Here is a 14,019-nt window from a genome sequence, read left to right as displayed (position 1 = left end):
ACCTTCAAATTCTGCATTAAATTAACATTTATCTTTATTCTAAATTTTCCACAGATAATTTCATGCACAATAAAAATACCCGTAATCAGCAATTACGGGTATTTTATTACCTAGGCTTAATTAATAAATAAACCAATTTATTCAATAAGCAGGGGCACTTGTTAAATGCATAGATTGCTGTATCGGCTCCACCGAATTTAATCTGTCATCAATAGCGGGAGTAAATCCTGCCATGGCTGAAAGTAAATTCTGAATCTGTGCTGAAGGATCATTACTATGAGTAGAAATAAATTTACCTTTAAGTGGTGTGTTATCTGCCAAATCTCTGGAAGCAATTTTCCGTAGATTAGCAATATTATTTCCATTTTTAGCTTTAATTACGCCAAAAGAAGGATTTTTCTTCATATCTTCATAGGTAACGCTTTTATCTTCAAACACAAAATTAAAAGCCCGGCTATTTTTATTTTTAGTATCAAAATAATCAGGTAAGGTCACTGAATCTGCTGATCCATAGGCATAAATGACCAAATCTTTACCAGAACGGATAAATTCAGCATCTGTCAGATTAGCCCCCTTAAATACCAGATCATTACGCTGATACTGATATTTTTTACCCATATTTCCTAAATCATTCACCACATCCTGACCATGTCCGGCTTCAAATTCATAACAATCATTCTCCCAGTTACCACCATTTAAAATGTCATTACCAGCTCCTCCAATCAGAACATCGTTTCCTGAACCTCCATTCAGAATATCATTACCAGCTCCTCCTTTTAGTATATCTTTTCCATCCCATCCGTAAATAGTATTATTCTTATCATCTGTATATTGAATGATAGGATAAGAAGAAAGATTGTAATCATAAATAGTTTTATCATCAAATATAAAGTTAAATTCTCTACTATATTGGTTATTGAAATCAAAATAATCAGGTAAAGTTACTGAATCTTCTGAACCGTAAGCCTGAATAATCAAATTATTTTCAGATCGAATAAATACAACTTCTGCTGATTGCGCACCTTTGAATACTAAATCATTAAAGTTAAATCTCAAAATATGGCTGCTCCCACCTAAATCATTAACTATATCATGTCCGTGACCAGCCTCAAATTCATAGCGATCTCTATGGCCATTTCCTCCACTTAATATATCATTACCGGCTCCTCCATTCAGAATATCGTTACCATCACCTCCATTCAGAATATCGTTACCATCACCCCCATACAATATATCGTCACCCATGCCTCCCCATAAAGTATCATTACCCGCTCCTCCGTTCAAAATATCTCTTCCATCCCATCCAGAAATAGTATTGTCTTTTTCATCTCCACTTTGATTGAAAGAATATCTTTTTTTAATATCTTTACTTAAAATAGTTTCATCTTCAAAGATAAAATTAAATGATCTGTATTTATTATATACACTAGAATCACCCATAAAATAGTCCGATAAAGTAACCGAGTCTTCACCTCCATATGCCCGGATAACCAAATCACTTCCGGAACGGGTAAATTCCGCATCTGTCAGCTTTGCTCCTTTAAATACTAAATCATTATTATCTTCTTCAAAGTTTATGTTGCTGTAACTTCCCCAATCATAAATAAAATCATTCCCGTGCCCCGCTTCAAACTCATAACGGTCTTTATGACCACCTCCCCCGAATAAACGATCATTTCCTGCACCTCCAATCAAAATATCGTATCCCAGTTCGCCGTATATGGAATCATTACCTTTTCCCCCGTTAAGAATATCATTTCCATCTGATCCGTACAGACTATCGTCCTCATCACTTCCGATACAAGTAAAAATATAATTATCAGTAATATACTCATACGTTATAGTTATATCTTCAAATATATAATTAAATGAGCGGTAGTAGCTGCCTCCGAAACCGAAATAGTTTAAGATCGTCACAGAATCTTCTGATCCATATGCTTGTATAACCAGATTTTCTCCAGAGCGGAAAAATTGGGCATCAGAAAAATTAGCTCCTTTAAACACTACATTATTACGTTTGGATATTTCTTCAATATAACCTTCATCATTAATTACATCATGACCATGCCCAACTTCAAATTCATAACAATCTTTACCTCGGCCTCCGTTCAGGCTATCGTTACCAGTTCCCCCGTTTAGTATGTCGTTTCCGTCTCCGCCAGCTAAAACATCATTCCCATCGTTACCATAAAGGATGTCGTTGCCTTCTTCTCCATTCAGGATATCATTACCTTTTCCGCCATTCAGAACATCATCTTTATTACTTCCCAACAAAGGATATTCATAAAGATCTTCATATGTAATACTCCGATCATCAAATACAAAGTTAAATTCTCTGCTTCCAAAGCTATTAGCAACAAAATAGTCAGGCAGAGTCACCGAATCTTTAGTACCATATGCCTGAATAATCAGGTCTTTTCCATTAACACAAAGGAACTTCGTTCCTGCCAGTTTAGCGCCTTTAAATATCAGATCATTACGTTGATTTTTAAAATTAATATCTTGCTTGCCTTTATCATAAACTATATCTGTTCCATGCCCGGCTTCAAATTCATAACGATCTTTTTCCTCATCTCCTCCGTATAGCTTATCGTCTCCTGTACCGCCGATAAGAATATCATTACCGGCACCGCCATAAATACTGTCGTTACCGTCACCACCAATTAATATATCATTACCGTCTGCACCATAAAGCTTGTCATCGCCTTTCCCGCCATTAAATACGGTGTCTTCATCACCGTAAGCATGAAGCTCGTCATTACCATCAGTACTGATTTGGACTAATTTTTTAATATCCTGCACATTTAACCGGGTACCATCAGCAAATTCAATGAAATCAACCTGATAATTTTCTTTTACTTTAATCCGGAAATAGTTCCGGACTGTAATGCTGTTATCACCCTGACGGGTTCTGATAACCAGATCATTGTCGGTACGACGGAAAATTAAATCACTCTGACAGATATTATCGGTAAAGCGGATAATATCTTCACGATTGCCGGATGCATCATTGTTATTAATTTCATCATGTCCGAAATTGCTGCCGAATATATAAATATCGGAACCGGCACCACCTTCCAGATAGTCGTTTCCTGTGCCACCGGTCAGAACATCATTACCGGCACCGCCATAAATACTGTCGTTACCGTCACCGCCAATTAATGAATCATTACCGTCTGCACCATAAAGCTTGTCATTGCCTTTCCCGCCATTAAGTACGGTGTATTCATCACCGTAAGCATGAAGCTCGTCATTACCATCAGTTCCGGTTTGAGTTAATTTTTTAACATCCTGCACATTTAACCGGGTACCATCAGCAAATTCAATGAAATCAACCTGATAATTTTCTTTTGCTTCATTCAGGAAATAGCTCCGGACCTTAATGCTGTTATCACCCTGACGGGTTCTGATAATCAGATTACAGTCGTTACGCTGGAAAATTAAATCATCCTGACTGATATTATCGGTAAAGCGGATAATATCTTCACGATTGCCGGATACATCATTGTTATTAATTTCATCGTGTCCGAAATTGCTGCCGAATATATAAATATCGGAACCGGTACCTCCATCCAGATAGTCGTTTCCTGTGCCACCGGTCAGAACATCATTACCGGCACCGCCATAAATACGGTCGTTACCATCACCGCCAATCAATGTATCATTACCGTCTGCACCATAAAGCTTGTCATTGCCTTTCCCGCCATTAAGTACGGTGTCTTCATCACTGTAAGCATGAAGCTCGTCCTTACCATCAGTTCCGGTTTGGACTAATTTTTTAATATCCTGCACATTTAACCGGGTGCCATCAGCTAATTCAATGAAATCAACCCGATAATTTCCTTTTGCTACAGTCAGAAAATAATTCTGAACAGTAATGCTGTTATCGCCCACACGGGTTCTGATAACCAGATTACTGCCGGTACGACGGAAAATTAAATCACTCTGACTGATATTATCGGTAAAGCGGATAATATCTTCGCAATTACCGGTTGAATTATAGTTATTAATAACATCATGTCCGAAATTGCTGCCGAATATATAAATATCGGAACCGGCGCCCCCTTCCAGATAGTCGTTTCCCGTGCCGCCGGTCAGAACATCATTACCGGAACCACCATAAATACTGTCGTTACCGTCACCGCCAATTAATATATCATTACCGTCTGCACCATAAAGTAAATCATTACCAAGATCACCATTAAGCACGGTGTTTACATCACTGTATGCATAAAGTTCGTCATCAGCATCAGTACCGGTTTGGGTTAATTTTTTAATATCCTGCACATTTAACCGGATACCATCAGCAAATTCAATGAAATCAACCTGATAATTTTCTTTTGCTTCACCCCGGAAATAGTTCCGGACCGTAATGCTGTTATCACCCTGACGGGTTCTGATAACCAGATCATTACCGGTACGACGGAAAATTAAATCACTCTGACTGATATTATCGGTAAAGCGGATAATATCTTCACGATTATCGGATGCATCATAATTATGAATTGTATCGTGGCCGAAATTGCTGCCGAATATATAAATATCGGAACCGGCGCCACCATCCAGATAGTCGTTTCCCGTGCCGCCGGTCAGAACATCATTACCGGCACCGCCATTAATACTGTCGTTACCATCACCACCAATCAATGTATCATTACCGTCATCGCCATTAATACTGTCGTTACCATCACCACCAATCAATGTATCATTACCTGCACGGCCATAAATACGGTCGTTACCGTCACCGCCAATCAATGTATCATTACCGCTTGCACCATATAGTAAATCATTACCAAGACCACCATTAAGTACGGTGTCTTCATCACCGTAAGCATGAAGCTCGTCATTACCATCAGTTCCGGTTTGGACTAATTTTTTAATATCCTGCACATTTAACCGGGTGCCATCAGCAAATTCAATGAAATCAACCCGATAATTTCCTTTTGCTACAGTCAGAAAATAATTCTGAACAGTAATGCTGTTATCGCCCACACGGGTTCTGATAACCAGATCAGTACCGGTACGACGGAAAATTAAATCACTCTGACTGATATTATCGGTAAAGCGGATAATATCTTCGCAATTACCGGTTGAATTATAGTTATTAATAACATCATGTCCGAAATTGCTGCCGAATATATAAATATCGGAACCGGCGCCCCCTTCCAGATAGTCGTTTCCCGTGCCGCCGGTCAGAACATCATTACCGGCACCGCCATAAATACTGTCGTTACCGTCACCGCCAATTAATGAATCATTACCGTCTGCACCATAAAGCTTGTCATTGCCTTTCCCGCCATTAAGTACGGTGTATTCATCACCGTAAGCATGAAGCTCGTCATTACCATCAGTTCCGGTTTGAGTTAATTTTTTAACATCCTGCACATTTAACCGGGTACCATCAGCAAATTCAATGAAATCAACCTGATAATTTCCATTTGTTACAGTCAGAAAATAATTCTGAACAGTAATGCTGTTATCGCCCACACGGGTTCTGATAACCAGATCAGTACCGGTACGACGGAAAATTAAATCACTCTGACTGATATTATCGGTAAAGCGGATAATATCTTCACGATTATCGGATGCATCATAATTATGAATTGTATCGTGGCCGAAATTGCTGCCGAATATATAAATATCGGAACCGGCACCACCTTCCAGATAGTCGTTTCCCGTGCCGCCGGTCAGAACATCATTACCGGCACCGCCATAAATACGGTCGTTACCATCACCCCCAATTAATATATCATTACCCTTTGCGCCATAAAGCTTGTCATTGCCTTTCCCGCCTTTCAGATATGTATCTTTTGTACCATATGCATACAACTCATCATCACCATCAGTTCCGGTTTGAGTAAGGGTACGAATATCTGAGATATCCAGCTGGCTGCCATCTGAGAATTTAATATAGTCTAGCTGATTTTCACCGGAAGCACGGAAGAAGTTGATAATTTGTAATGAATCAGCTGAATTTTTAGCCACAATATAAAAATCCAAACCCTTGCGATAATAGATAAAATCATCTTTTATCCAATTATTAAAGTATACAGTATTAATATCCTTACCTGAGGGATTGAATTCGAGTAACTTGTCGTTGCCAAAATCTTTGTCGAAGATGAACAGATCTGAGCCTTCACCACCTTCCAGATAATCATTACCGGTACCACCTGTAATAATATCATCGTCATCACCGCCATAAAGAATATCATTACCGGCACCACCGATTAATACATCATTACCAGTACCGCCATCAAGGTTATCATCACCATCACCGCCATCAAGCAGGTCATCACCACCATGACCTTTCAAAGTATCATTGCCAGCAAGACCCTTCAGTGAATCATTTGTTTCATAACCATGAATAATATCGTTACTATCTGTCGGCTGTAACAATAGTGCTTTGATTTCCTCTACATTAAGCTGTTTTCCATCAGAAAATTCAATCAGATCAATTTCATATCCGCCGTGACCATCTTTAGTGAAGAAATTTTCTATTTTAATTTGATCGGTAGTATTTCTGATTTTCAGGCATAAATCATTACCTTCGCGAACAAATATCACTTCACTTCTTAAAATACCGTCAGTAAAACGTATCTTATCTGTTTTATCCGTACCGGTATCATGATTGTGAATAACATCCTGACCGAATCCGCGTGCAAATTCATAAATATCTGAACCGGCACCTCCATCCAGCTCATCGTTGCCTATTCCGCCGATAAGAATATCATCTCCGGCACCACCTTTAATAATGTCTCTGCCATCACCCAGAAGATTGGTACCTATCAGAATATCATTACCATCGCTGCCTGACTGTACACTCAGTTTATCCTGCGCTGTCTGCCCCAGATGATCACACCATTGTTCATATACACCATGAGTCTTAGCATAATCAATATACTGATTAAAAAGCTTAACTCCTTCCGGCCAGAAGCCATCGTACTGATAAGCAAGAAATTCCCCTAGGTCAATAAATGCTTTTTCAGGATTATGCTGGAAAACCTGATTAAAAGCTGTAGTAGTACCTGAAAAATCTATAGATATCTGATCATTTTCATATTTGAAAGCTAACTTCTCCAGATATGGTTTCAGACGTGTCTTGAACAACAAACCTGTATACAGGCTTTCACGGATACTGTGATAAGTATCATCAATAGTATCCAGAAGTTCCTGACGCTGCTTTGCGGTGCCAGCATAAAACACTTTAGATGATTCACCTGTAAAAGCATTCAGAATATTCAGCTTATTGCTGTAAGTATCAAATTTTTTGAGCCATTCCGGATCTCTATCATTTAAGCCATTTTCTTGTGAAGGTATGAAACCTGTACCACTACTGCCTGAACCAGCTTTTTTCCAGTCTGTGCCCAGAGAATATTTAGTATTCTCATCAAACTGAGGATCGGATTTTGCCCATTCCAGCAATAATTGATCCAGTAACGACAATTGCCCGGCCCGCGTTTCTGTATTCGAATAAGTATTTAAAAGTTCGGTAAGTTTATCTGAAAGCGCTGCTGCATCGCGTAAGTCACGCACCCGGCCTGTACCTTTTAAATTCGGGGCCTGTTTTTGCTGTTCTGTCAGTTTAACTTCTTCGGTATACTCACTGAAAACTGGCTTATGCTCAAAATTGACATCACCCATTGCATGGGTACGCCCGTCTGTAGTCTCATAACTTCCGCTTTGCGCTAAAGTATTACCGCCACCCAGATTAGTGTTTGTATTTTTATTCTCCAGATTCAATGCTTTAACACCAACTTGTTCCAGCGTAAACAATTCATTAGTCTGGCTGATACCGTCCTGATTCAGATCCCGCCATACACGTAACTGATTGAAATGTTTATCCTGCGCATCTATTCTACCATCACCATTACTGTCAAATTCATGTAATGCAGCGTAACCGTCTTTTGCTTTAGTGCCGTCAGCCAGCAAAGTACTGTCACCAAACAGTTCAGAACCGTCATTAATAATACCGTCACCATTACGGTCAACAACCAGCAAACCGTCATCAGCCTTTACCCAGCCGGTAGCCGTGCGGATACCATCTCCGTCATGATCGAAGACAGCCCCGCTTAATTTTCTGGAACCAACTGTTTCAATGCCATCTCCGTCAAGATCCAGCACCAGAGGATCATAGATATAGTATTTACCGTCACGATTCAAATTTAACCAATCATTAATACGTTCACATATCCAGATGCTCCAGTAATCACCATCGCTTATTAACTTTATAACTCCATGGATCATATGATTTAGAAGAATTGATAAACCTTCTCGATCGAATGGTAGACAAGCATCTAAATTATGCCAGTCCAGTGCAGAACCAGGCCAATCTGAAGGTTTTAAAAACTCTGGGTCAAATCGGGTAAAACCCTGTGCGTCAGATTTTAGAATTCCGTCTAATGAAACTTGCCCCGATACTGCTATATGGCTTAGTAAAACTTGGGCCATTTCATTAGAAAATTGGTTATACATATTATTAGAAAATTGTTTATAGTTATTATGCCTCTTGGCGTGCAAAATTACATCTGTAACAAAACGCAAAAATCCATCAATAGTATTACCTGCATCTCCACCAGCTTTTCCGCGGCTATTAGTGGCTACCGCCACGTCTAACCATAAATTTAAGCCTGCAGCGTCCGGATTACTTGATGGTATGGTTGATTTTAAATATTCATAGGCTTTGGAATAATCTGCATCCTCACCATTAACTAATTTCCCTTGGACATCATTTAAAATAGATATTAATTCATTTTTTTGATCATCGGTTAAATCATAAGAATTTTTTTCCAATATATAATCGTGCAATGGTAAGTATCCATTAAAACCTTCACCTTTGTTAATAAAACAATTCATAAATCTCTCCCTATTTAATCAATTACTTTGCTATGTTGATGAATATAATCTAAAATATTATTATTATTATTGGTAAAACCTTGAATAATTTCCGGGTGATCAAGTAAGCTTTCATTTTGCTTATATATTTGAATTAATCCATCAGCAAAATAGTTCTGGCTTACTGGTGGTTTATGTTTCCCATGGAGATATCTTGAGGAATATACAGTGTAAGCAACACTAAATTCTTCATCTAAAACTGAATAAATGTCAATTTGATGCGGATAAGCATTGTATTCATCCTTAACATCAAACGGCCAGAAATCAATTCTAAAATCTTGTTGATTACTATCAGATTTATTAACAAACATAGTTTGTTTTCCTCCAATACCAATATAATACAGTTCCTGATTATTTTTCTTTTCTTTTAATCTATATTGATAGCCTTCCCGTTTTAACCAATAATTTCCATATTCGAGTTTTTCTGTTCCTACTTTGGGAAATAACGGCGCGAAACTAAGTCCTACAACAGGTTTAGAAAAATCAGGACATCGATGAATTGCTTCTTCATCATTGGGAAAACCTGATAAAGTGGGTAAGGCAAATATTATTGATGCTCCAATTTGCTCGACAGTACCATCAATAATTTTATTCTTTATACTAAAGCCAAACATGCAGCGCGGCAGGGTAATCTCCAGTTTTTTACCTGATACTTTTGACGGAATACGGACAGTAATCTCTGTAGTGTCTGTCATTATCTGTTGGTCCTCCAATTTTTTAATTGTTTCCTGTTCACTGCTCGCATTAAAACAGCCGGTTAAGCATAAAAGCAGTATACAAAGCCAATATTTCATCTCTTTCCTTGTACTGTCTGATTTAAATATTTATTTTAAATTTCCTTATTTTAATAAAATTTACCTTAAAATAACATTTAATCAGATAAATAGCAAAAATTTTATTCAATAAAATATTACGCATTTAAAACTTTAAATTGAAATAATTTTTCCTATTTAATCCGAATATAACATTTAATATAATTTGAATATTTATAAAGCATAAAATTGCAAAAATTAAGATTTTATTTTTGATTAACCAATTTATAGTAAATAAAAATTATCTGTTTATTTAAATTTCAGACAGGCATTTTTTCAAATTCACAGCTATCTTAATTATTATATTTATTAATAATATAATAATAAAAATTAATTTTTACCCCAAAACACTCTGATACATAAATATTTAAAATAACAACACCTATTTCAATAATGTCTTTAAGATAATCTTTGATTTACAATAATCAAAGATTATCTTAATTAGTTTTATTAATTAAATTTCAATTATTTATCAAAACTGGTTGCAATATTACCCAGTAATCTGTTTTGTTCTAATAATTCACACATTTGCACATCATCTATTGCATTTGTATTTAATCCTGCCATTGCATTAACAAGCTGTTGAACTTGTTGCGTGACAACAAGATGACCAGTTATGTCGTTATGATTTACATTATTTCCAGTATAAAAATAGCAATCACCATCTTTATTTTCATTTCGTTCAAAAACAGCAAAAAGTTCATACAGTGTAATTAATTGATTTTTAAAAACAAACTTCTCAACCCCGGCCAAATTTCCAGCACCTTTAGAAAGACAATCTCTTATTTCAATGGAATCACCTTGATTATAACCTAAAAGAAATAATGAATTTCCTTTTTTTCTAAATATGACTTCATTCATATTCACATCTGTAAATATTATAGTATCTTCTTTACTATTATTATGTTGTAATAATACATTTCCATCCCAGATAAAATCATTTCCATGTCCTTTTGAAAAAATATATATGTCATCACCACCTCTGCCGGAAAGATAATCATCACCAGATCCGCCCACAAATATATTTTTCCCATCACCTGCTCTTAAATCATCATTACCTGTACTCCTATTAATGTATTATCTCCTTCAAATGCTTGTTAAACGTCATTTCCGTTACCACCAACTAAAACATCATTAAATTTTCCTCCACTGAGAATATCATCTCCATCTTCTCCGAATAATATTGCTCTGCCTGTATTAAGCGAAATTTCATCTTTGCCAGCAGTACCGTGTATCACCATTCCTTTTTTCTGAAACTGCTCCAGCGTAATTGTCTTATCTTTGAATACAAAATTTTCTATCGCATACTTACCACTAGAATTAAAGAAATCTCGTATTTCAACTGAATCTTCTTCGTTATAACCATAAATAAACAGTGTATTGTCTTTTTCCAGAATTTCACTTCTTCAAAATTGACATCTAAAAACTGAATTGTATCCGCTTCACCTCCCTCGTCACTTATCAGATCTTTACCATGTCCTTTAGCAAAAACATAAGTGTCGTTACCTGCACCTCCGTATAGCTTATCATTCCCTGAACCTCCTATCAGAGTATCATCCTGACTTGTTCCTGATAAAATATCATCTTTATCACTTCCTTCAATTAAGTTCACATTATCTGAAAATATTTAGCTGGTATTCTGATATTGGTATTCTTTTATTAACGCATTCATATAGCTAATCCTTAATTAAAAAAATTAATACAAAAGTTAAATTTAATATTTGCATTTTAATAATTAATTTCTATTTATATAAACCCCCCCCTTTACTTTATAAACAAAACAATAAATACAACTCTACATTTAATTTCTTAAATAAAATAATCTGAATATCATTTTTTTATATTAATAAGGACTAAAATACTAGTTCGTATTTTAAAAAATTTATCTGAACTTAGTTATTTTTATTATATTAAGATAAACAAAACCTGATTTAAAACAGACTACTAAAATTCAAGATCAATATCAACAAAATTTTACACTATGTAGTATAAGGTCAAATAAATATAAATTTTATGAAGATATATATTAAATTTGATGCAATATAATTAAGTATTAAACAATTAAATTATATTGTTTTTTTAAGTATATATTTGTTATTATTTATGTTAATTTGTCATCTTAAATTAAAATATTTTCAATACTTATGCCATTATCACCTGAGTCTCTGCCATCAAAACCTGATTCTTTAAAAAAATCAGATAATTTTCGAAAACCCAATATTGCGGTTACTGCACTGGTACTTATTGCTCATTTTCATGGTCTGGCAGTTAACCCTGCCGATATTACCCATAAATATGCTGAAAAAGGGGATTTAAACAGTGAGCAATGGCTACTGGCAGCCAAAGAACTGGGATTAAAAGCCAGGCTGGTAAAGCATAATGTTGAACGTCTGCATCTTGTGGCTTTGCCTGCAGTTGTTTGGCGGGATGACGGACAGCATTTTGTTCTGGCTAGAATAGATGGTGATCGCTATTTAATTCAGGATCTTGAACAGGGTAAACCGGTTATCCTTACGAAAGAAGAATTTACCCAACGCTATTCTGGACAGCTTATATTGGTTACTTCCCGTGCATCAATACTTGGTCAACTGGCTAAGTTTGATTTCACATGGTTTATTCCGGCAGTTATCAAATACCGGCGTATCTTTCTGGAAGTACTGGTTGTATCCGTTTTTATTCAGCTTTTTGCACTTGTTACACCTATGTTTTTTCAGGTGGTAATGGATAAAGTTCTGGTTCACCGCAGCTTTTCAACACTTGATGTTATTACTATTGCATTGCTGGTGATCATTATTTTTGATGTCGTGCTAAGCGGATTACGTACATATATATTTGCTCATACCACATCACGTATTGATGTTGAATTAGGTGCACGATTATTCAGACATCTGTTAAGTCTGCCTCTGGCTTATTTTGAGCATCGCAGAGTGGGAGATACTGTTGCACGGGTGCGTGAACTGGAACAAATCCGGAATTTCCTAACAGGACAGGCATTAACTTCTGTTCTGGACTTATGTTTTTCTTTTATCTTCTTGCTGGTTATGTGGTTTTATAGTGGCTGGCTAACATTGGTAGTTGTTATCTCCCTGCCCTGCTATGCTATCTGGTCTGCAACTATCAGCCCGATTTTACGCGCTCGCCTAAATGAAAAATTTGCCCGCAATGCCGATAATCAGTCTTTTCTGGTGGAATCAGTCACTGCTATCGGTACCATTAAAGCAATGGCCGTTGAACCACAGATGACCAGACGTTGGGATCAGCAACTGGCCGCTTATGTCAATTCCGGTTTCCGTGTTGCCCGGCTGGCTACTATTGGACAACAAGGTGTGCAGTTTATTCAAAAACTGGTTACAGTTGTTACATTATGGCTCGGTGCGCATCTGGTAATTAAGGGCGATCTGACTGTAGGTCAGTTAATTGCATTTAATATGCTTGCAGGACAAGTAGCGGCTCCTGTTATCCGGCTGGCACAGCTATGGCAGGATTTCCAGCAAGTGGGGATATCGGTATCACGGTTAGGAGATATTCTGAATACTCCGACGGAAAATCCAACTTCGCGCATGGCTCTCCCCAATATTAAAGGACAAATTGAATTTGAAAAAATTTCTTTTCGCTACCGGCCTGATGGTGCAGAAATATTACGGGATCTGAGTTTAAATATCCGGCCCGGAGAAATTCTGGGAATTGTCGGGCGTTCTGGTTCAGGTAAATCCACTCTAACCAAGCTGGTACAGCGTTTATATACACCGGAGCGGGGGCGGGTTTTAGTTGATGGTAATGATCTGGCATTGGCTGACCCGGCATGGTTACGGCGTCAGGTAGGTGTGGTGCTTCAGGAAAACGTTCTACTCAATCAGAGTATCCGTGCCAATATTGCGCTTGCTGATCCGGGCATGCCGCTGGAAAGAGTAATGTATGCTGCTAAAATGGCCGGCGCACATGAATTTATCATGGAGTTGCCGGAAGGATATGACACTATAGTTGGAGAACAGGGCGCTGGCCTTTCAGGAGGTCAAAGACAACGAGTAGCAATTGCCCGGGCTCTGGTAGGCAATCCGCGTATTTTGATTCTTGATGAAGCAACCAGTGCTCTGGATTATGAATCCGAACGAGCTATTATGAAAAATATGCAGGCTATCTGCAAAGGACGTACTGTATTGATTATTGCACATCGTCTGTCTACAGTCCGTATGGCCAATCGTATTATAGCCATGGATAAAGGCTGCATAGTAGAAGAAGGTACTCATCAGGAGTTACTGGAAAAACCAAATGGTTACTATCGCTATTTATATCAACTGCAAAACAGCTGACATTA

At 37.2% G+C, this 14,019-nt stretch carries 6 protein-coding genes; 1 reads left to right on the top strand and 5 read right to left on the bottom strand.

Annotation, left to right across the window (positions count from 1 at the left end; genetic code table 11):
- Positions 1-141: 141 nt before the first annotated feature.
- The 5 genes from H3U73_RS02505 to H3U73_RS02485 form a co-directional block, all read right to left on the bottom strand.
- Positions 142-8,853: a calcium-binding protein gene (locus H3U73_RS02505; protein ID WP_198189985.1), complete on the bottom strand. Its 8,712-nt coding sequence runs from the start codon at positions 8,851-8,853 to the stop codon at positions 142-144.
- 14 nt (positions 8,854-8,867) lie between these two features.
- On the bottom strand, positions 8,868-9,686 hold the full coding sequence (locus tag H3U73_RS02500) for a hypothetical protein (protein WP_198189984.1): 819 nt from the start codon (positions 9,684-9,686) through the stop codon (positions 8,868-8,870).
- 483 nt (positions 9,687-10,169) lie between these two features.
- Positions 10,170-10,778 carry a hypothetical protein gene (locus H3U73_RS02495; RefSeq protein ID WP_198190329.1) on the bottom strand — a complete coding sequence of 203 codons (609 nt, stop codon included), beginning with the start codon at positions 10,776-10,778 and terminating at the stop codon, positions 10,170-10,172.
- A gap of 23 nt (positions 10,779-10,801) precedes the next feature.
- Entirely contained in the window at positions 10,802-11,041 is a 240-nt protein-coding gene (locus tag H3U73_RS10805) for a hypothetical protein (RefSeq protein ID WP_370570148.1), read from the bottom strand.
- Entirely contained in the window at positions 11,002-11,316 is a 315-nt protein-coding gene (locus H3U73_RS02485; RefSeq protein ID WP_198189983.1) for a hypothetical protein, read from the bottom strand. Before H3U73_RS02485 ends, H3U73_RS10805 begins: the two co-directional genes overlap by 40 nt.
- A gap of 532 nt (positions 11,317-11,848) precedes the next feature.
- Between H3U73_RS02485 and H3U73_RS02480 the strand changes: the two genes are divergently transcribed.
- Complete coding sequence (locus H3U73_RS02480) at positions 11,849-14,014, top strand: type I secretion system permease/ATPase (protein WP_198189982.1); 2,166 nt, start codon at positions 11,849-11,851, stop codon at positions 14,012-14,014.
- The last annotated feature ends 5 nt before the right edge of the window (positions 14,015-14,019 follow it).

It is taken from the genome of Snodgrassella sp. W8124 (assembly GCF_016100875.1).
GTDB lineage: Bacteria > Pseudomonadota > Gammaproteobacteria > Burkholderiales > Neisseriaceae > Snodgrassella > Snodgrassella alvi.
This window is presented reverse-complemented; position numbering and strand designations above follow the sequence as displayed.

Excerpts from the sequence above, each read along its gene's own strand:
- H3U73_RS02480 (WP_198189982.1), top strand. The coding sequence starts at position 11,849 with ATGCCATTATCACCTGAGTCTCTGCCATCAAAACCTGATTCTTTAAAA.
- H3U73_RS02505 (WP_198189985.1), bottom strand. The coding sequence starts at position 8,853 with ATGAATTGTTTTATTAACAAAGGTGAAGGTTTTAATGGATACTTACCA.
- H3U73_RS02500 (WP_198189984.1), bottom strand. The coding sequence starts at position 9,686 with ATGAAATATTGGCTTTGTATACTGCTTTTATGCTTAACCGGCTGTTTT.